Origin of the sequence: Streptomyces griseus subsp. griseus (assembly GCF_003610995.1) — a bacterium.
GTDB lineage: Bacteria > Actinomycetota > Actinomycetes > Streptomycetales > Streptomycetaceae > Streptomyces.
Genome location: NZ_CP032543.1, coordinates 3,392,442 through 3,413,894, shown reverse-complemented (window position 1 = coordinate 3,413,894; position 21,453 = coordinate 3,392,442). Strand labels below are relative to the sequence as shown.

The window sequence follows — 21,453 nt, the reverse complement described above, 5'->3', positions numbered from 1 at the left end:
AGTCACGGATCGTTCGCGACCGTGCTAACCCCGGTCCGGCTCCTCCCCCCCCGAGTCGGCCGTGGGGACGACCCCCGCTCTCCCCCCCGGCGGGGGTCGTCGCATGTCCGGATGCATTTCTGACGCCCGGGCCCAGCCCTTCCCTCCCTCCCCGGCCCCGTGAGGCCCGCTCGTGCCAGGCGTCGACGCGATACCCGTCTCGTCACAGTGTGTAGCAGCGAGGCTGCGCTCCGGAAGTCGCTGGTTCGGGTGACGGAGATATTCACAACGCTGAAGTTGTCCACAGTTTTCGAGCAAGATCCACATGTTTTTCCGTGGTGCTGCACGTTGATTCCTCCCGCGAAGTCCGCGGGTACCGGAATCGCGCATCTCGGAAACGCTCCGAGATCGCCGCGAACCGCACTGAAGGGGCTGGGAGAAGGGGGCGGAGATCGTGGCTGGATCCCTCACGCGGGAAGGGCTGACGGTTGCCGAAGGGCGACGCGGCGGACCGCTGATCGTGACGGAGGACGTGGAGCTGCTCGATGACCTGCTGCGGCTCTGCGCGGCGGCCGGGGCGGACCCGGAGGTGCATCACGGGCCGCCAGGGCGGCGGGGCGGCTGGGATCAGGCGCCGATGGTCCTGGTGGGAGACGACGCGGCCGCACGGTGCCGCGGGGCCACCCGCAGGCGGGGGGTGATGCTGGTAGGGCGGGACCAGGGCGACCCGGACGTCTGGCGGCGGGCCGTCGAGATCGGGGCCGAATACGTGTTGCGGCTGCCGGACTCGGAGGGCTGGCTCGTCGACCAGATCGCCAATGCGGCCGAAGGTGTCGGCAGGCCGGCGCTCACCGTCGGGGTGATCGGCGGCCGGGGCGGCTCCGGCGCATCGACGCTGGCCTGCGCCCTCGCCGTCAGCGCGGCGAGGTCCGGCCGGCGGACCATGCTGATCGACGCGGACCCGCTGGGCGGGGGCATCGACGTCCTGCTCGGCGGGGAACGGGCCGAGGGGATGCGGTGGCCGGATTTCGCCCACTCGAAGGGGCGCCTCGGCGGTGGGGCCCTGGAGGACTCGCTGCCCGCGCTCCACGGACTGCGGGTGCTGAGCTGGGGCCGGGACGACGAGGTGGCCATCGCGCCGCAGGCCGTGCAGGCGGTCCTGGCCGCCGCGCGCCGGCTCGGCGGGGTGGTGGTCGTTGATCTGCCGCGCCGGATGGACGAGGGCGTCGCGGAAGCCCTGGCCCAGATCGACCTCGGCCTGCTCGTGGTGCCGGGCGAGCTGAGGGCGGTCGCGGCGGCCAAGCGCGTGGCGTCCACGGTTCGCATGGTGCTGGACGACGTGCGGGTGGTGGCTCGGGGACCGTACGCGGCAGGCCTGGACGAGAGCTGGGTCGCCCAGGCCATCGGCCTGCCGCTCGTCGGCGAACTGCCCCTGGAGCCAGGCCTCCTGGCCGACCAGGACGTCGGAGCGCCACCCGGCGGCAGCGCCCGCACCCCACTGGCCCGCTTCTGCGCGGAGTTCTGGGAGCGGGCGGCCGGGGCAGCCGGGGAGCCGGGTTCCGCAGCGGCTCCGGGCGGGGGAGGCGCACCATGACTGATGCGCTGCTGGATGCCGTACGTCAACGGCTGGCGCGCAGTGGGGACGCGCCCACACCTGCCGGAGTGGCGGCAGCACTTCGGGCCCAGGGGCGGCTGCTGGGCGACGCCGAGGTGCTCGGGGTGGCGGCCGAGCTGCGCGGTGAGCTCGTCGGAACGGGCGTCCTGGAGCCGCTGCTCGCGGACCCCGAGGTGACCGATGTGCTGGTCTCCGCGCCCGATCGGGTGTGGGTGGACCGGGGCGGCGGGCTCCAGCTGACGGGTATCACCTTCCCGGACGCGGCGGCGGTGCGGCGGCTGGCCCAGCGGCTCGCCGCCGTCGCGGGCAGGCGGCTGGACGACGCCCGGCCGTGGGTGGACGCGCGGTTGCCGGACGGGACGCGTATGCACGCCGTGCTGCCCCCGGTCTCCGTCGGCTCGACCTGCCTCTCCCTGCGGGTGGTGCGCCCGCGCGCCTTCTCGCTGGCGGAGCTGGTGGCGGCCGGGACGGTGCCGCCGGGTGGCGACCGGATCCTTCGGGCCATGGTGGAGGCCCGCCTCTCCTACCTGATCAGTGGAGGCACCGGGGCGGGCAAGACGACCCTCCTCGCCAGCCTGTTGGGCGCCGTCGGTGCGGACGAACGGATCGTCCTCGCCGAGGACTCCGCCGAACTGCGACCCGATCACCCCCATGTGGTGCGCCTGGAGTCCCGCCCGGCCAACCAGGAGGGCGCGGGGCGGGTGACCTTGCGCGATCTGGTGCGCCAGGCGCTGCGGATGCGGCCCGACCGACTGGTGGTGGGTGAGGTCAGAGGGGTTGAAGTGACGGAACTGCTGGCCGCCCTGAACACCGGTCATGAGGGTGGCTGCGGCACCGTCCACGCCAACGCCGCCGAGCACGTTCCCGCTCGGCTGGAGGCGCTGGGGACTGCCGCAGGGCTGGACCGGGCCGCTCTGCACAGCCAGTTGGCGGCCGCGCTCTCGGTGGTCGTCCATCTGGTACGGGACCGGGCCGGACGCCGACGGATCGCCGACGTGCACGTGCTGGAGCGTGACGCGGCCGGCCTGGTGTTCACGGCGCCGGCCCTGAGCTGGGGCGCTGACGGCTTCGTCCCTGAGCGGGGCTGGGCGCGGCTGGAGTCGCTGATCGGGGGTGCGCTGTGACGGGGGTGGCGGCGGGTCACGCGGCACATGTGGCGGCTCTCTTCGCGGGCGTGGCGGTCTGGCTGATGGCGATGCGGGAGCCCGGGGTTCGGCGGGCGAGGGTCCTGTTCGTGGACGGGCCGGTTGAGCCATGGCGGGCGTGGCGCGGGTGGTCGTGGCTGCTCAAAGCCCGGGGGCCGGCCGTGGAGCGGCGCGAGTGGTGGTGCGTTCCGGTGGCGGTGCTGCTGGCCGTGCTGGGGGCGTCGGTACTGCCGCTGGTCGCAGGGGCCGTGGCGGTGCCTCTGGTGCGGAGGTGGCTGCGTGGTCGTGCCAGGCGGCGGCAGTGTGAGCGGGCGGCGGACATGGTGGCGGCGTTGTGCGGGGCCGTGGTCGGGGAGCTGCGGGCCGGACAGGAGCCGGGCCAGGCCCTGTTGGCCGGGCTGCGGGAGTGCGCGGCGGAGGGGGAGCCACAGGTCAGGGGCGGGACGGGAGGCCGGGGCGGTACGTGGCTCGGGGACGCGGAGGCCGCTGTGCTCGCGGCCGCGCGCTTCGGGGGCGATGTCCCCGCGGCGTTGCGGCAGGCGGCGGATGGGCCGGGGCTGGGCGGCCTGTCCGGGATGGCCGCGTGCTGGCGGGTGGCCGTTGACGGCGGGGCCGGTCTCGCGGCCGGCCTGGACCGCCTGGAGAGGGCGTTGCGGGCCGACCGGCGGAGACGGGAGGAGCTGCGGGCCCAGTTGGCGGGAGCCTGGTCGACCGTCGTGGTGCTGGCGCTGCTGCCGGTGGCGGGGCTGGGGCTGGGCGCGGCGCTCGGAGCGGATCCGCTGCGGGTGCTGCTGCACACGCCCGGCGGGCTGTTCTGCCTGGCGGTGGGGGGATGTCTGGAAGCGGCGGGACTTCTTTGGGCCTGCCGGATCGTGCGGGGAGGGGAGGCTCCATGAGCGCGTCGGGAGAAGTTCTCCACAGGCTGGGGATGCTGGCGGCGCTGTCGGGTGCCGCGGTGCAGCTTGTACTGGGCGTGGCCGCGGGGCGCCGGAGACGAGCGGTGCGTGGCCGGGGCGCACTGCTGCTGGAGGCCGCACCGGATGCAGGAGCCGGCTGGTGGTCCTGGACGGCGGTGGTGCGGGGCTGGACGGACCGCTCCACGTGCACCGAGGGCGGGGTCCGGGCGGGGAGTGGCGCCCGGACGGGTGGGGGCGCTTGGCCGGGTGGTGGTGTCCGAGCGCGTGGGGGTGCCCGGGCGGTCAGTGGGTCCGGTGCCATTGGTGGTGCCGGGGCCAGCGCTAGTGCCCGGGGCAGTGCCGGTGCCGCCGCTGGGGCTCGCGGCGACGTCATGCGGTGGGCTGCTCCGGTGGGGGCCTGGCTGTCCGGGTGGATCCTGATCGGCGGCCTGATGGGGTGTGCGGTCGGTTCGGCGGCGGCGTACGGGACATGGCGCTGGCAGTGTTCCCGGCCCCGGCCCGGTTCGGGCGAGAGCCGTGAGGAGCGGGCCGCGATCGCCGGGCAGCTTCCTCTGGCCGCCGACCTGCTGGCGGCCTGCGTGGCCGTGGGCGCCGGGCCCCGCGAGGCGGCGGAGGCGGTCGGCGAGTCCATCGGTGGCCCGGTCGGCGACCGGCTGGCCGGGGCCGCTGCCGAGATCCGCCTGGGCGGGGAGCCCGCCGAGGCGTGGGGGCGGCTCGGGGAGATACCGGGCGCTGGGCCGCTGGCCCGCTGCCTGCATCGGGCCGGATCGACCGGGGCCCCGGCGGCGGAGCCGGTCTCCAGGCTGGCCGAGGCCATGCGCGCCGAGCAGGCCGGTGCCGCCGTGGCCCGTGCCCAGCGGGCCGGGGTCCTGATCACCGCACCGGTCGGGCTGTGCTTCCTCCCCGCCTTCCTGGCGGTGGGGGTGGCGCCGGTGATCATCGGCCTGGCCGGCGGACTGCTGGCCACGGGCTAGCCGGCCCGGCTTCCACTCGCGGGCGGTCCGTTCGGACGCCTGCTCGCTATCGATCGACGCCCATCGGGGGACGACATGAACAAGAAGTTCGATGAAGTGACGGAGCAGATGGAACACGAGGGGGGTGCGGTGGGCGCATCCCGCCGCAGGCGGCTGCCGAAGGGGCAGCCGAGCCGGTCGGCCGCATGGTTCGCACGGTGGTCGGGAAGGCCGGGCCGGTCGTCCGACTGCGGGATGACCACTTCCGAATACGCGGTGGGCACCATCGCCGCGTGTGCCTTCGCCGCCGTGCTCTACAAGGTGGTCAACAGCGGGCCGGTGATGTCGGCTATGCAGTCCATGATCGAGAGCGCACTCGATGCGAAGTTCTGAGGCCGGGGCCGGTCACCGGAGGAGGGGGCCTGAGACCGGGGTCCGGCCTCGGAGCAGAGCCAGGGGTTCCGAGACCGGGATCCGGCGCCGGAGAGCGTGGGGGCTTCGGGACCGTGGGGCAGTTACGGCGGAGGCGGCCGTGGTCATTCCGGTGTTGGTGGCCTTCGCCATGGCGCTGCTCTGGGCGTTGGCGGCGGCCTCGGCCCAGATTCGGTGCGTGGACGCGGCGAGGGCGGGGGCCCGGGCCGTGGCCCGTTCGGAACCGGAGGCGGCGGTGCTGGCGGCCGCGCGCGATGCCGCGCCCGGTGGGGCCCGGGTCTCGGTGGGAAGGGCCGGGGAGATGTGGCGCGTAACGGTGGAGGCGCCGACTCCGGGGCCGGCGGCCCTGGCCCTGACGCTGCGTGCCGAGGCGGCTGCCTTGGCCGAGGACACGGTGGGAGGTGTTGTGCTGTGAAGCCGATGAGCCCCGGCCGGGCGGGTGTTGGCCGCGCCGCCGGGAGGAGTTCTGGGACCGGTTCCGCACCCCGGCCCGGGGTGGGCGGCCGGGTGGAGGGCGGCCCTGGGGAGGGGATCGGGGGGTGGCCACGGTGTGGGTGGCTGTCACCACGGTGGCCCTGTGCGCGGTGTTCGCCCTCGTGCTTGAGCTGGGGCAGGCCGTGACCGCACGTCACCGGGCCGGTGGTGCGGCGGATCTGGCGGCCCTGGCGGCTGCGGACCGGGTGTTGGAGGGGCAGGAGGTCGCGTGCGGGGCGGCTTTGAAGGTGGCCTTGGCCCAGAAGGCGGTGCTCGTCCGCTGCGCGGTGCACGGGGGTATCGCCGACGTGGTTGCCCGGTCGGACTTCGGGCGCTACTCACCGGCTGTCCGGGCTCGGGCCGCCCCTCCGGCCGAGCCCCTCCTGAAAGGGTGATGCCGCGGGTGTGAAGCGATCTCTGGCGCCTGGTAATGGCCCGCGCTGACGTCAGAGACGGGCGGTACGGTAGAAAACGATCTCTGGCATCACCAGGCCACAGGCGTCTGCTGGTAGGGAGCGGAGATCAGGGAGGGCCGGAATGACCACACGGTCCGAGGCAGTGGAAACACCTTGTCCATACCTGGGTACGGGGCAGGACCCCAGGAGCGCCGCATGGCGGTTGGAGAGCCTCACCGACCGGGAGAAGGAAGTGCCTCTCCAGCTCGGTACGGGCCTGGGCAACAGGCAGTTGGCGCGGGAGCTGGGGATAGCGGACAGGACGGTCAAGGCGCATATCGCGAACATCGTGGGCAAGATCGGTCAGGAGACGCGGACGCAGGCAACGATCGTGTCGGCTCTGGCGCATGACGTGCTGTGTGACGATCCCTCGTGCTCGCGACACCAGGGGGCGGCAGCTGGCCGTCACCGGGGGCCTGCTGCCGCATGAGGGCGGCCGCCGCACCCGTGCCGTAGCAAGGGCGGGCGCGGGCATGGCCGGTTCGGTGCCGCCTTTCGGGCGGTGCGCGACAGGAGGAGAGTTCAGGTCGCCTCGGAGTGGTGGGAGTTCGCTACGACCGGATGCACTCCGAGGTCTGCGGTATCGGTGCTATGAGGGCCGAGAGCTCCACGAGGACCTCGTCGGCCGCCTTCAGGGAGTGGGTGACGGTGACCTCGGTGGCCGGGGGCGGCCATAGGTGACGATCACCTTCTTGTTGTCGCTGGATCGCGCGGTGTCGACGACCCAGTCGACGCCTTCGGCCGCGAAGCAGGGGTCCACGGTGGGCCCGAGCCCGGTCACACCGCAGCGCATGGGGGTCTTTCCTCCGTCCCTTTGAGGCAATGCCCCTTTGGACACCTCCCGAAAGGACCTGGTAACGGAATGGAGTTCACCCCTAGTTTCGGACGCTCAGTCTTTTGTTCCTGCATGAAGGGGGGGCCTCGATGCGTAAGGCGACCGGATCGCTCGTACCGGCCGCGCTCACGGCAGGGTCGTTGGCGGCCCTTTCGGCACCCGCACAGGCCGCTGCGCCCCAGGCGAAGGACCCGTACGCGCACACTCGGCTGGAGCGGGTGTAGGCCGGGCAAATGCCTTTCCACGAGCGGCGGCAAGAAGAACAACGCTCGGCTGGTGCTGGCCAAGTGCGCCAAGAGCAGGCGATGGCCTTGCCCGCCGACCTGCTGGAGACCTTCGAATCGCCGATAGGCCCACTGGTGGCTCTTCTTCGCCGAGTTGCAGGTGCTCTGTAGCAGTCGGCTCTTGGCGCCGACGACCAGGCACTTCCCGGACTTGTCGTTCTTGATGGTGAACAGCGACTTGTTCTTGGAAAGCCGCTTGAGCGTCCACCGCTGCGTCTTGTCGTGCGGAGCCCGGAGGCGACGGTGGCATCATCGGCGAGCGTGAAAGCGCTACGAGCCTCATGTGCGGCGGTCCTTCTCCTTGCCGCGCTGGCGGGATGCTCGGCCTCCCCTTCGCCGGTGGACGACGCCCGCAGGCCCGGGCCGCTGAAGTCCTTCGCCCCTGCTGACCGTCCGGCGATGCCGGAGCTGGCGGGTGAGCGCGTGGACGGCGACGGCCGGGTCAGCCTCAAGGGGCTGCGGGGCAAGGTTGTCGTGGTCAACGCCTGGGCGTCGTGGTGCGGCCCGTGCCGTGCGGAGGCTCCCGGCCTCTCCCGGGTGCACGAGGAGCTGCGGGCCAAGGGGTTGCGGGTGGTCGGGGTCAACGCGGATGTCTCGGTCGGGGCGGCGCGTGCCTTCGAGAAGGACACCGCGCTCGTCTATCCGAGCCTGCACGACCCGCAGGGGCGGCAGCTTCTCCGCCTTCCGAAGGGCGTGGTCAGCACCGTCGGCTACCCGTTCACCATCGTCGTCGACCCCGAGGGGCGGATCGCGGCGACCCGGATCGGGGCGATCGGCGAGGCGGAGCTGAAGAAGCTGGTCACGCCGCTGTTGCCGGCCTGATCCGTGCTGCCGTTCCGGGCCTGTGCTGTGCCGTTCCGAACCGTCGGATCTCAAGTCTGAACCGTGAGGGCCCGGGACCTGACGGATCAGGTCTGGTCCGTCAGGTCCCGGGCCGGTCCTCCTGCTGCGCCTCTGGTGGCGCTTCCGGTGGAGCTCCGTTGAGGAGTTCGGTGAGCAGGCGTACGGCGCCGCGTTTGTGCAGGGGTTCGTTGCCGTTGCCGCACTTGGGGGACTGGATGCAGGAGGGGCAGCCCGCCTCGCACTCGCAGGAGGCGATGGCTTCACGGGTCGCCGTCAGCCACGTACGGGCGGTGTGGAAGGCGCGTTCGGCGAATCCCGCGCCGCCCGGGTGGCCGTCGTAGACGAAGACCGTCGGCAGCAGGGTGTCCGGGTGGAGCGGTATCGAGACGCCGCCGATGTCCCAGCGGTCGCAGGTGGCGAAGAGCGGGAGCAGGCCGATCGACGCGTGCTCGGCCGCGTGGAGGGCGCCGCCGAGGATCTCCGGGTTGATCCGGGCGGCGTCGAGTTGGTCCTCGGTGACCGTCCACCAGACGGCCCGGGTGCGCAGGGTGTGGGGCGGCAGGTCGAGTTTGGTCTCGCCCAGGACCTCACCGGTCATCAGCTTGCGGCGGAGGAAGGAGACGACCTGGTTGGTGACCTCGACGGAGCCGTAGCAGAGCCGCCCCTGGCCCCAGGGGATCTCGGTGTCGGTCTCCAGGACGGAGATGGCGGTGGTGTCGCGGGCGACGGTGGAGTACGGGGGGTCTGCCTGTTCGACCAGGGCGACGGAGTCCTCCAGATCCAGTTTCCGGACCAGGTGGGTGCGGCCCTGGTGGAGGTGGACGGCGCCCTCGTGGACGGCGGTGTGGGCCGCGGCCGCGTCGACCGTGCCCAGCAGGCGCCCGGTGGACTCCTCCACGATCTGTACGGGGCGTCCGCCCCCGCCCCGGATGTCGGTGAGGTCGGCGGCCCGCTCGCGGCGGGTCCAGTGCCACCCGGACGCCCGCCGGCGCAGCAGCTTCGCGGCCTCCAGCTGGGGCAGCAGCTCAGGCACGGCGGGTCCGAAGAGCGCGATGTCGGGCTCGGTGAGGGGCAGCTCGGCGGCGGCCGCGCACAGATGGGGGGCCAGGACGTAGGGGTTGTCCGGGTCCAGCACGGTCGACTCCACGGGCTGCCGGAACAGCGCCTCCGGGTGGTGCACCAGATAGGTGTCCAGCGGATCGTCCCGGGCGACGAGCACGGCCAGGGCGCCCTGCCCCGACCGGCCGGCGCGCCCCGCCTGCTGCCAGAGGGAGGCCCGGGTGCCCGGGTAGCCGCAGATGACGACGGCGTCGAGGCCGGAGACGTCGATGCCCAGTTCCAGGGCGGTGGTGGCCGCCAGCCCCAGGAGCTCACCGGAGTGCAGGGCCCGTTCCAGGGCGCGGCGCTCCTCCGGGAGGTAGCCGCCACGGTAGGCGGCGACCCGCTTCGGCAGGGAGCGGTCCACCTCCGCCAGACGTTCCTTGGCGATGACCGAGATCAGTTCGGCGCCGCGCCGGGAACGTACGAAGGCGACCGAGCGGACCCCCTGGACGGTCAGATCGGTGAGCAGGTCGGCGGTCTCGGCCGTGGCGGTACGGCGTACGGGCGCGCCTTTCTCGCCGTGCAGATCGGTCAGCGGAGGCTCCCAGAGGGCGAAGACCAGCTCGCCGCGCGGGGAGGCGTCGTCGGACACCTCCCTGACCGGAAGGCCCGTCAGGCGCCCGGCGGCGACCGATGGGTCGGCCGCCGTGGCGGAGGCGAGCAGGAAGACCGGGTCGGCCCCGTAGCGGGCGCAGAGGCGGCGCAGCCTGCGCAGGACCTGGGCGACATGGGAGCCGAAGACGCCCCGGTAGGTGTGGCACTCGTCGATCACGACGAACCGCAGCGCGCGCAGGAAGGAGGACCACCGGGGGTGGGACGGCAGGATGCCGCGGTGCAGCATGTCGGGGTTGGTCAGGACGTAGTTCGCGTACTGCCGCACCCACTCGCGTTCCTCGACCGGGGTGTCGCCGTCGTAGACCGCAGGCCGTACAGCGTTGCCCAGGGGCGCCGCCAGGGCCTTCACGGAGCGCCGCTGGTCGGCGGCCAGCGCCTTGGTGGGGGCGAGGTACAGAGCCGTGGCCCCGCGGCCGTTCGGCGCCTCGGAGCCCGCCAGCAGGGTGCTGAGGACCGGGGCGAGGTAGGCGAGCGACTTGCCGGACGCCGTGCCGGTGGCGATCACGACCGATTCGCCGTCCAGCGCGTGCTCGGCGGCGGTGGCCTGGTGGGCCCACGGATGGTCGATTCCGGCTCTTTCGATCGCCGAGATCACTTCTGGCCGGATGCGATCCGGCCAGATGGCATGGGTTCCCGATCTAGGGGGCAGGTGCTCCGTATGAGTGATGCGCGCGGCCCGGCCCGCCCCTGTGGCGAGCCGGTCGAGGATCATGGCGGGAGAGGGGCGCATGTCCCCACTCTCGGGTGGTCGTCCGGGACGGTGATTCTTGGCCATCGGCACCGAGTGTGTCACTGGCGTGACGGACAATGGTCCCAAGGCGTCGTGCATGGCTGCTGGTAAGTGATTGAATGCCATCGCGGCTGGCGATCCGTCCCCTGGCCTCCGTCGGGGAGACCGAGGGGCGACCGCTCGATAGCAAGGTGCTGGAGGATCCGTGGACCTGTCCCTGTCGACTCGCAATGTTGGCGACCGTACGGTTGTCGAGGTCGGTGGCGAGATTGATGTGTATACCGCGCCCAAGCTGCGCGAGCAGTTGGTCGAGTTGGTGAATGACGGCAGCTACCACCTGGTTGTCGACATGGAAGGTGTCGACTTCCTCGACTCCACCGGTCTCGGCGTGCTCGTGGGCGGCTTGAAGCGTGTCCGGGCCCATGAGGGCTCGCTGCGCCTGGTCTGCAACCAGGAGCGCATTCTCAAGATCTTCCGGATCACGGGCCTGACCAAGGTGTTCCCGATTCACACCACGGTCGACGAGGCCGTCGCCGCCACCGACTGAGGTCGGTTTTCCCGACCGGCCCCCGGGCCGGTCGTCAGGCAGTGAACGGACCGACAGCGGCAGCGACCGGGCCGCGGCGGGCAGACGGTCGGCCTTCGGGCCGGCTGTCGGCTTTGTCGATCTTGTCGGTTCCGGAGGAGAGCAGGGGTGCCGGGCTCAAGGCCCGGGGCCTCTGACGCGTACGCCCGAACGTCCCAGGGGGATCGCATGGCCACCGTTGAACTCCGCTTCAGCGCCCAGCCCGAACATGTCAGGACGGCTCGCCTCGTGGCGGCCGCCGTGGCGCGCCGGGCCGGCGTCGACGAGGCCGTGCTCGACGAGGTCAGGCTCGCCGTCGGTGAGGCGTGCAGCCGTGCCGTGGGGCTGCACCGCAGTCACGGCATCACCGCGCCGGTCAGCGTGGTGCTGACCGAGGAGGAGAAGGCGTTCTCCATCGAGGTCGGGGACGGTGTCCCCGACCCCGCGAGCGGGTCCGCCGCGCCCGGAGCGCGCAGCGGCGCCTCCGGAGGTCCGGACGAGCCCGAGGGCGACGGCGGCGAGGACGAGATGGGCCTCGCGGTCATCAGCGGCCTCGTCGACGACGTGGAGGTCCGGTCCGGTGCGGAGGGCGGAACCATCCGTATGAGCTGGCCGACGGCCCTGGCCGCGGTACGCCGCTGAGGCGTCCGCCCCAGCCTTGAGGCGTGTGGCCTGTCCTTGAAACGAGCGGGACCCGGCCTTGTTCGTGCGGCCCGCCCTTGAGGCGTGCGGGGCCCGGACCTGACCGTGCGGCCTGCCCGTGAGGTGCCCGGCCCGCCCTTGAGGCATGCGGTCCTGCGCGGCGGCGCCATGCAGGTGTCCGGTACGGCGGCGGCATAACGGCGACTCTCCGTTTACTTTTCCAGGCCCTGCTGAGCAGGGCTTTTCCCTGTGGTTCCGCGCTGCCTCTCCCGTAATGCGGCCGGGTAATGCGCCTGGGTAATGCACCTGCTCCGTTACTGCATTCGGGGAAATGCCTCCGTCGATCTTTCGGCGTTGGGAGGAGTGCGATCAATTCTCTTCCCGACCACTGTTTTGATCAGGTTCCGCTCCCTACAATCCGTCCACGTCTTGAGCGCTGAGCGTCAAGGAGGACGTATGGCGGAGTTCTTCACCACCCCAATGGCTGCACCGGCCGCAATGGCTGCACCGACGCAAGAATCCGCACTTTCCGACGGGCCCGTCTCCCTCGCGGCGGCGGTCCTCACCGACGACAACCGGCTGATCGTCATCATCGTGGCGGTCGTCGCCGTCGCCGCGCTCATCGTCGCCCGGCTGCTGGTGCGCCAGGTGCTGGCGGCCGGCGAGGGTACCGAGCGTATGAAGGAGATCGCCGCGGCGGTCCAGGAGGGCGCCAACGCCTATCTGTCCCGGCAACTGCGGACGGTCGGCGTGTTCGCCGTGATCGTGTTCTTCCTGTTGCTGGTGTTGCCGGCCGACAACTGGTCGCAGCGCGCGGGGCGTTCGCTCTTCTTCCTGGTGGGTGCGCTTTTCTCGGCGGTGACCGGATACATCGGTATGCGACTCGCCGTACGGAGCAATGTGCGCGTGGCCGCCGTCGCGCGTGAGGCGACGCCGGCGGAAGGTGAACCGGAAAGGGATCTCACCACCGTTTCGCACCGGGCGACGAAAATCGCCTTCCGTACCGGTGGTGTGGTCGGAATGATCACGGTGGGGCTCGGACTGCTCGGTGCCTCCTGTGTGGTGCTCGTCTATGCGGCCGACGCGCCCAAGGTGCTGGAAGGCTTCGGCCTCGGGGCTGCGCTGATCGCCATGTTCATGAGGGTCGGTGGCGGGATCTTCACCAAGGCCGCCGATGTGGGCGCCGACCTAGTCGGCAAGGTGGAGCAGGGCATTCCGGAGGACGATCCGCGCAACGCCGCAACCATCGCCGACAACGTGGGCGACAACGTCGGTGACTGCGCCGGCATGGCCGCCGACCTCTTCGAGTCGTACGCCGTGACGCTCGTCGCCGCACTCATCCTCGGCATGGCCGCCTTCGGCGACTCCGGCCTGGCCTTCCCCCTGATGGTCCCGGCGATCGGCGTCGTCACCGCGATGATCGGGATCTTCGCCGTCGCCCCGCGCCGCGCCGACCGCAGCGGGATGACCGCGATCAACCGGGGCTTCTTCATCTCCGCGGTCGTCTCCCTCGTCCTGGTGGCCGTGGCGGCCTTCGTCTATCTGCCGTCCTCGTACGCCGAGCTGACCGGGGTCGCCGACGAGGCGATCACCACACACGGCGGCGACCCGCGGGTCTTCGCCCTGGTGGCGGTGGCCATCGGCATCGTCCTGGCCGCGCTGATCCAGCAGCTCACCGGCTACTTCACCGAGACCGAGCGCCGCCCGGTCCAGGACATCGGGAAGTCCTCGCTGACCGGCCCGGCGACCGTGGTGCTGGCCGGTATCTCCATCGGCCTGGAGTCGGCCGTCTACACCGCCCTGCTGATCGGCCTCGGCGTCTACGGGGCGTTCCTGCTGGGCGGTACGTCGATCATGCTGGCGCTCTTCGCGGTGGCGCTCGCCGGGACCGGGCTGCTCACCACGGTCGGCGTCATCGTCGCCATGGACACCTTCGGGCCGGTCTCCGACAACGCCCAGGGCATCGCCGAGATGTCCGGTGACGTGACCGGCGCCGGGGCCCAGGTGCTCACCGACCTGGACGCCGTCGGCAACACCACCAAGGCCATCACCAAAGGCATCGCCATCGCCACCGCCGTTCTCGCGGCGGCCGCGCTCTTCGGCTCCTACCGCGACGCCATCGCCTCGGCGGTCGCCGACGTGGGGGCCGGGGCGGGGGAGCTGGGACTGAGCCTGGACATCTCCCAGCCCAACAATCTCGTCGGCCTGATCCTCGGCGCGGCGGTCGTCTTCCTCTTCTCCGGGCTCGCCATCAACGCGGTCTCGCGGTCGGCCGGGGCGGTCGTCCACGAGGTCCGGCGGCAGTTCCGCGAGCACCCCGGGATCATGGACTACACGGAGAAGCCGGAGTACGGCCGCGTCGTCGACATCTGCACCAAGGACGCCCTGCGCGAGCTGGCCACGCCCGGCCTGCTCGCGGTCCTGGCGCCGATCGCGGTCGGGTTCAGCCTCGGCGTCGGCGCGCTCGGCTCGTACCTCGCGGGCGCCATCGCCACCGGCACCCTGATGGCGGTCTTCCTCGCCAACTCCGGCGGGGCCTGGGACAACGCCAAGAAGCTCGTCGAGGACGGGCACTACGGCGGCAAGGGCAGCGACGCGCACGCCGCGACCGTGATCGGTGACACGGTCGGCGACCCGTTCAAGGACACGGCGGGGCCGGCGATCAACCCGCTCCTGAAGGTGATGAACCTGGTGGCGCTGCTCATCGCGCCCGCGGTGGTGCAGTTCAGCTACGGGGCGGACGCGAACCCCTGGATCCGGGCGCTGGTGGCCGTCTTCGCCGTCGTGGTCATCGTCGGCGCGGTCTACGTGTCCAAGCGGCGCGGCATCGCCGTGGGCGAGGACGACAGCGGGGCGCCGGGCGGCGGTGGCCCGTCGGTGCCGTCACAGGACCCGGCTGCCGCCTCCTAGGTCCGCGGCTCCGGGTGACGTCCGGTCATCATGCGGGCGGGTGGTGCGTGTTGACGTACCGCCCGCGCGTTCCCCCTGTGTGGGACCGGTGAGCGAATCCCGTCGTTCCGGTGAGTGACCGTACGGGTGTCGGACTGCCCGGCCGAGTGGCATCTCCCTCATTTCCCTTGGTGCAAATGGCTTCAAAAGGGGGTGCACCGGATGCCCGGCACCCGGATGGTGCCCCCTCGGCGTGTAAGTTCCGGGGCCGAGAGCCTTGGAAGGGACCAACCGGTGAACAAGAAGCTTGCAGCCGCACTGTCCGGCGGTGCGGTACTCGTACTGACGCTGTCGGGCTGCAGCGACGACAGCGATGACAAGGTGAACGACTGGGCCAAGAAGGTCTGCGACCAGGTCCAGCCGCAGCTGCAGAAGATCGCCAACGCCAACGCCTCCATCCAGCAGCAGACCGCTGACAACAGCAAGCCCGCCGACGTCCAGAAGACGGACTCGGCCGCCTTCCAGCAGATCTCCCAGGCGTACAAGTCGCTCGGCACGGCCGTGGACTCGGCCGGTCCGCCGCCGGTGGACGACGGTGAGACCACGCAGAAGGAGGCCGTGAAGGAGCTCAACGCCTCCGCCACGGCGTACGCGGGTCTGAAGACCAAGGTCGACGCACTGGAGACCAAGGACCAGGCGAAGTTCGCCGACGGCCTCAAGGGCATCGCCGACGAGCTGAACAAGATCAGCACCAGCGGTGACCAGGCGCTGAAGAAGCTCCAGTCCGGCGAAGTCGGCACCGCGATGTCGAAGCAGAAGGGCTGCCAGAAGCCGGCGCCCTCGACCGGGCCCGCCAGCCCCGGGGGCTCCGCGGCGCCGGATGCGGGTGCGGCGACCCCCTCGGCGTCGGCGTCGGAGGAGAAGAAGGCCTAGCCCTCGGCCCCTGAGGCTCCCGGGAGATCGTTTCCGGAGACCTGGGGGACCTGGCGACCCGGCGGCCCGGCGATTCGGGGGACCTGGCGACCCGGAACGACTCGGGGGCCGGCGACTCGTGAGAACCCGGCGTCCGGCGGCCCGGGACCCCCGGAGCTCTGCGGGCCGCCGGAAACGGCCTCGGTACGGCGGCCCAGACACCCTGTGGGTGGCCGGGCCGCTGCCGTTGTCAGTGGGACCGGACACAATGGTCGGGTGAGTGAGACCAGCCTTCCCGCACCCGACCACACCGCCGGCCTCCGTGAGGCGCTGCTCGCCGCGGCCTTCACCGCCGACGGCCTCCTCGACCGGCTCGGCGCCTCCGCCTATGCCGCGCTCGCCCGCAGCGAGACCGTGCCCGCTTTGCGTGCCACCCGGGGCGCGTCGCCACTCGACACGTTGGTCCGGCTGTTCCTCCTCCAGCGCCCCGTCCCCCAGGAGCAGGCCCGCGCCGCCCTGCCGCTGGAGGAGTGCGTCCGGGACGGCTGGGTGAGCGTCGAGGGCGGCCTGGTCCGCGCCACCGTCGACGTACGGCCCTACGGCGGTCCGGACGGTGAGGACTGGTTCATCGTCTCCGACCTCGGCTGCGCGGTGGGCGGTGCGGGCGGGATCGGCTCCCACGAGGAGGGCGTCGTCCTCGGCGTCGGCGGGGCCTCGACCACCCTCGCCTCCATCACCGTGCGTGCGCCGGTCGCCTCGGCCCTCGACCTCGGTACGGGCTCCGGCATCCAGGCGCTGCACGCCACCCAGCACGCCACCCGCGTCACCGCCACCGACCTCAACCCCCGCGCCCTGGAGTTCACCCGGCTCACCCTCGCCCTCTCCGGCGCCGCCCCCGCCGACCTCCGCGAGGGCTCCCTCTTCGAGCCGGTCGGTACGGAGACCTTCGACCTGATCGTCTCCAACCCGCCCTTCGTCATCTCGCCCGGCGCACGCCTCACCTACCGGGACGGCGGCATGGCCGGCGACGACCTCTGCCGCACCCTGGTCCAGCAGGCGGGCGACCATCTGAACGAGGGGGGATACGCCCAGTTCCTCGCCAACTGGCAGCACGTCGAGGGCGAGGAGTGGCAGGACCGGCTGCGCTCCTGGGTGCCCGCCGGGTGCGACGCCTGGATCGTGCAGCGCGAGGTCCAGGACGTCACGCAGTACGCCGAGCTCTGGCTGCGCGACAGCGGCGACCACCGCAGCGACCCGGAGGCGTACGCGGAGCGGTACGAGGCGTGGCTGGACGAGTTCGAGGCACGCGGCACCACCTCGGTCGGCTTCGGCTGGATCACGTTGCGCAGGTCCGCCGCCGCGGCCGCGGGGCGCCCGTCGATCGTCGTCGAGGAGTGGCCGCACGCCGTGCAGCAGCCGCTGGGCCGGGCCGTGGAGGAGCACTTCGCCCGCCAGGACTATCTGCGCGACCAGGACGACGCCGCCCTCCTCGCCGGGCACTTCACCCTCGCCACCGAGGTCGTGCAGGAGCAGGTGGGCCTGCCCGGGGCCGAGGATCCCGAGCATGTGGTGCTGCGCCAGCACCGCGGGATGATGCGGGCGACCAAGGTGGACGCGGTGGCCGCCGGGTTCGCCGGGGTGTGCGACGGTTCGCTGCCCGCCGGACGGATCCTGGACGCCATCGCCCAGTTGATGTCCGAGGACCCGGTGCTCCTGCGCGACCGCACCCCGCAGGCGATCCGGCTGCTGGTCGAGGAGGGCTTCCTGGAGCCGGTGGCGAGCCCTGTCGCGGGACAGGGGATCGGGTGAGCGCGGTGTGATCCGGATCGAGTCGGACGAGGCCTTACTCGGGGCCACCCGGATCGCCATCAGCCCGCTGTGGGACGCGTTCTGCAGCATGCACCTGGCGCTGGGACCGCACGCCCTCGGAGCGGTCCTCCTCAGCCCCGCCACCGGACTCCGCTCCGGATCGGCCGGGCTCTGCCTTATGTCCTCAGCGGCCTCCTCATCAGTGCCTTCATGCTCACCGCCGCCGCTCTCCTGCTCGGTCTGCGGATTCCGCTCGGCGCTCTGCCGGGGCTCGCGGAGGTGCTGCTCGCGGCTGCCGCCGGTGCTCGGCGTCCGGTCTGGCGCTGGAGGCGCTCGGACTCCGCTTGCGTGACGTGTTCCTGATCTCCAACGTGGCCGGATCCGTACTGCTCCTGCCGACCGGAGCCAACGTGCCACGCGCGGGCCTCCCCGAGGGGATGCGGCTGGCCGGCGATGTCCTGCCGCTGACCCACGCCATGGAGGCGGCCGGACGCGGGCTGCGGGCGGCGGTCTCGACGGGGGACCGATCGGGGCGGAGCCGCTGGTCGGAGCGGGGTACGCGCTGCTCGCCCTGGTGCTCCTGGCCGTCTTCGAGCGGGGCAGCCGCCGCCGCGCGCCCCTTGACGTCATGTGACGGTCCCGGTACTCCCGGTGGCTGTGCGCTGTTCACCCGGGGTTCGCGTCAGCGACGCCCCGGGGTGGCAGCCTCCCCCATGATCGGGCCGTACGACGGGCTCGGGCGGTACGACAGGGTCTAGGGGTACGGCATGGAGAGCGTCGCAGCAGTCTTCGCCGGTACGGCCTTCGGGCTGTTCGGCGCCGCGCTCCTCGTCTGGACCGGGGCGCGCGCCCTGCGCCGCGCGCCGGTGCTGCACGGTGTGAGCCCCGTCGCCTCCACCGCACTCACGACACTTTTCGGCGTAGTTTTCCTGGTCCTCGGCGTGTGGTGCTTCATGCTCGTCTGATCCCCGCCCCCGCCGGGGCCGCGCCCGGGTCGAGGGGGCGCCCGAGGGGCTCCGCGACCACCCCGGAAACGCCGCAGGCCCGGGCTTCGCACGGCGCGGACCCGACGGTCCGGGCGGCAGGAATGGCGGAAGTCGGGTTACCGTTCGAGTGGCCGTTGCGGGCTTTTGCCGTTTGACACGGGGGCGGGTTGTACCGTCACACTCCGCAGCGACAGCACCGCGGGAAGCGTTCCGACGCTGCCCGGATGCCCATCGAGTGTCGACCGGAGAGAAGAGCGAAGTTGTCCCCGACCAGCGAGACCGCACAGGGCGGCCGCCGACTCGTCATCGTCGAGTCGCCTGCCAAGGCGAAGACGATCAAGGGCTATCTCGGCCCCGGATACGTCGTCGAGGCGAGCGTCGGGCACATCCGCGACCTCCCGAACGGCGCGGCCGAGGTCCCGGACGAGTACACCGGCGAGGTACGCCGCCTCGGGGTGGACGTCGAGAACGACTTCCAGCCCATCTACGTGGTCAATGCCGACAAGAAGGCGCAGGTCAGGAAGCTCAAGCAGCTGCTGGCCGAGTCCGACGAACTCTTCCTCGCCACCGATGAGGACCGCGAGGGCGAAGCCATCGCGTGGCACCTCCAGGAAGTCCTGCGGCCCAAGGTCCCGGTCCACCGGATGGTCTTCCACGAGATCACCAAGGACGCGATCCGGGCTGCCGTCGCCAACCCGCGCGAGCTGAACCAGCGCATGGTCGACGCCCAGGAGACCCGCCGTATCCTCGACCGCCTCTACGGCTACGAGGTCTCGCCGGTCCTGTGGAAGAAGGTCATGCCGAAGCTCTCGGCGGGCCGTGTCCAGTCCGTCGCCACCCGCCTCGTCGTCGAGCGGGAGCGCGAGCGCATCGCCTTCCGCTCCGCCGAGTACTGGGACCTGACCGGAAAGTTCGCCACCGGCCGCACCGGTGACGCCTCCGACCCCTCGACCCTCACCGCCCGCCTCAGCGCGGTCGACGGCCGCCGCATCGCCCAGGGCCGCGACTTCGGCGCCGACGGGCAGCTCAAGGCCGGCTCGGCGCAGACCCTGCACCTGGACGAGGTGAACGCCCGCGCCCTGGCCGCCGCGCTCGCCGACACGTCCTTCGCGGTCCGGTCCGTCGAGTCGAAGCCGTACCGGCGCTCCCCGTACGCCCCCTTCCGTACGACGACCCTCCAGCAGGAGGCGAGCCGCAAGCTGGGCTTCGGGGCGAAGGCGACCATGCAGGTGGCGCAGAAGCTGTACGAGAACGGCTTCATCACCTACATGCGTACGGACTCCACGACCCTCTCGGACACCGCGGTCGCCGCGGCCCGGGCCCAGGTCACGCAGTTGTACGGCGCGAACTACCTCCCCGAGAAGCCGCGTACGTACGCCGGCAAGGTCAAGAACGCGCAGGAGGCGCACGAGGCGATCCGCCCCTCCGGCGACCGCTTCCGCACCCCCGCCGAGACCGGCCTCACCGGCGACCAGTTCCGGCTCTACGAGCTGATCTGGAAGCGGACCGTCGCCTCCCAGATGAAGGACGCCACCGGCAACTCGGTCACCGTCAAGATCGGCGGCCGGGCGAGCGACGGCCGGGACGCCGAGTTCTCCGCCTCCGGCAAGACGATCACCTTCCACGGCTTCATGAAGGCGTACGTCGAAGGCGCCGACGACCCGAACGCCGAGCTGGACGACCGCGAGCGGCGGCTGCCGCAGGTCGCCGAGGGCGACGCGCTCTCGGCCGAGGAGATCACGGTCGACGGGCACGCCACCAAGCCCCCGGCCCGCTACACCGAGGCCTCGCTGGTCAAGGAGCTGGAAGAGCGCGAGATCGGCCGCCCCTCGACGTACGCCTCGATCATCGGGACCATCCTCGACCGCGGCTATGTCTTCAAGAAGGGCACGGCGCTCGTCCCGTCCTTCCTCTCCTTCGCCGTGGTCAACCTGCTGGAGAAGCACTTCGGCCGACTCGTCGACTATGACTTCACCGCCCGCATGGAGGACGACCTCGACCGCATCGCGCGGGGCGAGGCCCAGTCCGTGCCGTGGCTGAAGCGCTTCTACTTCGGAGCGCAGTCGGGTGACGACACGGCTGGGGCCGGTGCGGCATCCGACGCGGGCAACGGCGACGGCGACCACCTCGGCGGCCTGAAGGAACTGGTCACCGACCTCGGCGCGATCGACGCCCGGGAGATCTCCTCCTTCCCGGTCGGCAACGACATCAAGCTCCGCGTCGGCCGCTACGGCCCGTACATCGAGCGGGGCGAGAAGGACGCCGAGGGCCACCAGCGCGCCGACGTCCCCGAGGACCTGGCCCCCGACGAGCTGACCGTGGAGCTGGCCGAGGAGCTGCTGGCCAAGCCCAGCGGCGACTTCGAGCTGGGCGCCGACCCGGCGACCGGCCACCAGATCATCGCCAAGGACGGCCGCTACGGCCCGTACGTCACCGAGGTGCTGCCCGAGGGGACCCCGAAGACCGGCAAGAACGCGGTGAAGCCGCGTACCGCCTCGCTCTTCAAGTCCATGTCCCTGGACACGGTCACCCTCGCCGACGCGCTCAAGCTGATGTCGCTGCCGCGCGTCGTCGGCGAGGACGCCGAGGGCGTCGAGATCACCGCGCAGAACGGCCGGTACGGCCCGTATCTGAAGAAGGGCACCGACTCCCGGTCGCTGACCTCCGAGGACCAGCTCTTCGACATCACCCTCGAAGAGGCCCTCGCGATCTACGCCCAGCCCAAGCAGCGTGGCCGGGCCGCGGCCAAGCCGCCGCTGAAGGAGCTGGGCACCGACCCGGTCAGCGGTTCGCCGGTCGTGGTGAAGGACGGCCGCTTCGGCGCGTACGTCACCGACGGCGAGACCAACGCCACCCTGCGGACCGGGGACAGCGTCGAGGAGATCACGCCGGAGCGCGGCTACGAGCTGCTCGCCGAGAAGCGTGCCAAGGGACCCGCCAAGAAGAAGACGGCGAAGAAGGCCCCGGCGAAGAAGGCGACGGCCAAGAAGACGGCCGCGAAGAAGACGACGGCGGCCAAGACCACGGCCGCCAAGAAGACCGCGGCGAAGAAGACGGCCACCAAGTCCGCGGCCGCCAAGAAGACGGCGACGGCGAAGAAGACAGCTTCGGCTTCGGCGTCGTCCTCGTCGGATGACTGAGTCCGAGAGGACTGAGCCGGGGGACTGACTGCCCCGGTGATCGCCCGCCCCGCTGCCCGGCACCTGGATCAGGTGCCGGGCAGCGGCGCGTCAAGAGGGCTCTCCGGAAGCTGGCCGGAAATGATCTACGGC

18 protein-coding genes and 1 pseudogene are annotated in these 21,453 nt (G+C 71.8%); 16 read left to right on the top strand and 3 right to left on the bottom strand.

The annotated features are described in order from the left end of the window. The first annotated feature begins 433 nt into the window (after nucleotides 1-433). From ssd to D6270_RS15105, 8 genes are all read left to right on the top strand, one after another. Nucleotides 434-1,573, top strand: a complete 1,140-nt coding sequence (ssd, locus tag D6270_RS15140) for a septum site-determining protein Ssd (RefSeq protein WP_109164918.1) — start codon at nucleotides 434-436, stop codon at nucleotides 1,571-1,573. Further along, nucleotides 1,570-2,718, top strand: a complete 1,149-nt coding sequence (locus D6270_RS15135; protein WP_109164919.1) for a TadA family conjugal transfer-associated ATPase — start codon at nucleotides 1,570-1,572, stop codon at nucleotides 2,716-2,718. The genes ssd and D6270_RS15135 overlap by 4 nt, the downstream gene beginning before the upstream one ends. Continuing rightward, nucleotides 2,715-3,635 (top strand): type II secretion system F family protein, encoded by a 921-nt coding sequence (locus D6270_RS15130; RefSeq protein ID WP_109164920.1) that lies wholly within the window; start codon nucleotides 2,715-2,717, stop codon nucleotides 3,633-3,635. The genes D6270_RS15135 and D6270_RS15130 overlap by 4 nt, the downstream gene beginning before the upstream one ends. Then, nucleotides 3,632-4,630, top strand: a complete 999-nt coding sequence (locus tag D6270_RS15125; protein ID WP_109164921.1) for a type II secretion system F family protein — start codon at nucleotides 3,632-3,634, stop codon at nucleotides 4,628-4,630. The genes D6270_RS15130 and D6270_RS15125 overlap by 4 nt, the downstream gene beginning before the upstream one ends. A 108-nt stretch (nucleotides 4,631-4,738) precedes the next feature. Next, nucleotides 4,739-5,002, top strand: a complete 264-nt coding sequence (locus D6270_RS15120) for a DUF4244 domain-containing protein (RefSeq protein WP_109167430.1) — start codon at nucleotides 4,739-4,741, stop codon at nucleotides 5,000-5,002. Next, a complete protein-coding gene (locus D6270_RS15115; protein WP_204117115.1) occupies nucleotides 4,989-5,456 on the top strand; it encodes a TadE family type IV pilus minor pilin in 468 nt (155 codons plus the stop codon). Before D6270_RS15120 ends, D6270_RS15115 begins: the two co-directional genes overlap by 14 nt. 124 nt (nucleotides 5,457-5,580) lie before the next feature. Further along, nucleotides 5,581-5,910 carry an Rv3654c family TadE-like protein gene (locus D6270_RS15110; protein WP_151414681.1) on the top strand — a complete coding sequence of 110 codons (330 nt, stop codon included), beginning with the start codon at nucleotides 5,581-5,583 and terminating at the stop codon, nucleotides 5,908-5,910. A 142-nt stretch (nucleotides 5,911-6,052) separates the two neighbouring features. Then, on the top strand, nucleotides 6,053-6,400 hold the full coding sequence (locus D6270_RS15105; RefSeq protein ID WP_109164922.1) for a LuxR C-terminal-related transcriptional regulator: 348 nt from the start codon (nucleotides 6,053-6,055) through the stop codon (nucleotides 6,398-6,400). Nucleotides 6,401-6,601: 201 nt separating this feature from the next. On the opposite strand, the gene D6270_RS32525 is transcribed toward D6270_RS15105, so the two are convergent. Together D6270_RS32525 and D6270_RS34000 are read right to left on the bottom strand one after the other, a co-directional pair. Further along, complete coding sequence (locus tag D6270_RS32525; RefSeq protein ID WP_158650522.1) at nucleotides 6,602-6,763, bottom strand: hypothetical protein; 162 nt, start codon at nucleotides 6,761-6,763, stop codon at nucleotides 6,602-6,604. Continuing rightward, nucleotides 6,748-7,293: pseudogene (locus D6270_RS34000) on the bottom strand (hypothetical protein); the annotation flags it as partial. The pseudogene D6270_RS34000 and the gene D6270_RS32525, both read right to left, overlap by 16 nt. Before the next feature lie 135 nt (nucleotides 7,294-7,428). Between D6270_RS34000 and D6270_RS15095 the strand changes: the two are divergent. Beyond that, nucleotides 7,429-7,911: a TlpA family protein disulfide reductase gene (locus D6270_RS15095; protein ID WP_225976862.1), complete on the top strand. Its 483-nt coding sequence runs from the start codon at nucleotides 7,429-7,431 to the stop codon at nucleotides 7,909-7,911. Between the two features lie 100 nt (nucleotides 7,912-8,011). On the opposite strand, the gene D6270_RS15090 is transcribed toward D6270_RS15095, so the two are convergent. Further along, entirely contained in the window at nucleotides 8,012-10,504 is a 2,493-nt protein-coding gene (locus tag D6270_RS15090) for a DEAD/DEAH box helicase (RefSeq protein ID WP_109164924.1), read from the bottom strand. Between the two features lie 79 nt (nucleotides 10,505-10,583). Here D6270_RS15090 and bldG point away from each other — a divergent pair, with 79 nt between their 5' ends. The 7 genes from bldG (at nucleotide 10,584) to topA (ending at nucleotide 21,321) form a co-directional block, all read left to right on the top strand. Further along, the gene (bldG, locus tag D6270_RS15085; protein ID WP_093690221.1) at nucleotides 10,584-10,925 is read left to right on the top strand and encodes an anti-sigma factor antagonist BldG; all 342 of its coding nucleotides are present in this window, start codon (nucleotides 10,584-10,586) and stop codon (nucleotides 10,923-10,925) included. A gap of 207 nt (nucleotides 10,926-11,132) precedes the next feature. Then, nucleotides 11,133-11,585, top strand: a complete 453-nt coding sequence (locus D6270_RS15080; protein ID WP_109164925.1) for an ATP-binding protein — start codon at nucleotides 11,133-11,135, stop codon at nucleotides 11,583-11,585. A gap of 456 nt (nucleotides 11,586-12,041) precedes the next feature. Continuing rightward, nucleotides 12,042-14,495, top strand: a complete 2,454-nt coding sequence (locus D6270_RS15075; RefSeq protein ID WP_109164926.1) for a sodium-translocating pyrophosphatase — start codon at nucleotides 12,042-12,044, stop codon at nucleotides 14,493-14,495. A 273-nt stretch (nucleotides 14,496-14,768) separates the two neighbouring features. Further along, a complete protein-coding gene (locus D6270_RS15070) occupies nucleotides 14,769-15,407 on the top strand; it encodes a small secreted protein (RefSeq protein ID WP_109164927.1) in 639 nt (212 codons plus the stop codon). Between the two features lie 255 nt (nucleotides 15,408-15,662). After that, entirely contained in the window at nucleotides 15,663-17,195 is a 1,533-nt protein-coding gene (locus D6270_RS15065; RefSeq protein ID WP_109164928.1) for a N5-glutamine methyltransferase family protein, read from the top strand. Between the two features lie 767 nt (nucleotides 17,196-17,962). After that, nucleotides 17,963-18,160 (top strand): hypothetical protein, encoded by a 198-nt coding sequence (locus tag D6270_RS15055; RefSeq protein WP_109164929.1) that lies wholly within the window; start codon nucleotides 17,963-17,965, stop codon nucleotides 18,158-18,160. A 281-nt stretch (nucleotides 18,161-18,441) separates the two neighbouring features. Continuing rightward, nucleotides 18,442-21,321, top strand: a complete 2,880-nt coding sequence (gene topA / locus D6270_RS15050) for a type I DNA topoisomerase (RefSeq protein WP_109164930.1) — start codon at nucleotides 18,442-18,444, stop codon at nucleotides 21,319-21,321. The last annotated feature ends 132 nt before the right edge of the window (nucleotides 21,322-21,453 follow it).

Excerpts from the sequence above, each read along its gene's own strand:
- D6270_RS15135 (WP_109164919.1), top strand. The coding sequence starts at position 1,570 with ATGACTGATGCGCTGCTGGATGCCGTACGTCAACGGCTGGCGCGCAGT.
- D6270_RS15125 (WP_109164921.1), top strand. The coding sequence starts at position 3,632 with ATGAGCGCGTCGGGAGAAGTTCTCCACAGGCTGGGGATGCTGGCGGCG.
- D6270_RS15120 (WP_109167430.1), top strand. The coding sequence starts at position 4,739 with ATGGAACACGAGGGGGGTGCGGTGGGCGCATCCCGCCGCAGGCGGCTG.
- D6270_RS15115 (WP_204117115.1), top strand. The coding sequence starts at position 4,989 with ATGCGAAGTTCTGAGGCCGGGGCCGGTCACCGGAGGAGGGGGCCTGAG.
- D6270_RS15105 (WP_109164922.1), top strand. The coding sequence starts at position 6,053 with ATGACCACACGGTCCGAGGCAGTGGAAACACCTTGTCCATACCTGGGT.
- D6270_RS32525 (WP_158650522.1), bottom strand. The coding sequence starts at position 6,763 with ATGCGCTGCGGTGTGACCGGGCTCGGGCCCACCGTGGACCCCTGCTTC.
- D6270_RS15090 (WP_109164924.1), bottom strand. The coding sequence starts at position 10,504 with ATGGCATTCAATCACTTACCAGCAGCCATGCACGACGCCTTGGGACCA.
- D6270_RS15080 (WP_109164925.1), top strand. The coding sequence starts at position 11,133 with ATGGCCACCGTTGAACTCCGCTTCAGCGCCCAGCCCGAACATGTCAGG.
- D6270_RS15075 (WP_109164926.1), top strand. The coding sequence starts at position 12,042 with ATGGCGGAGTTCTTCACCACCCCAATGGCTGCACCGGCCGCAATGGCT.
- D6270_RS15055 (WP_109164929.1), top strand. The coding sequence starts at position 17,963 with ATGGAGAGCGTCGCAGCAGTCTTCGCCGGTACGGCCTTCGGGCTGTTC.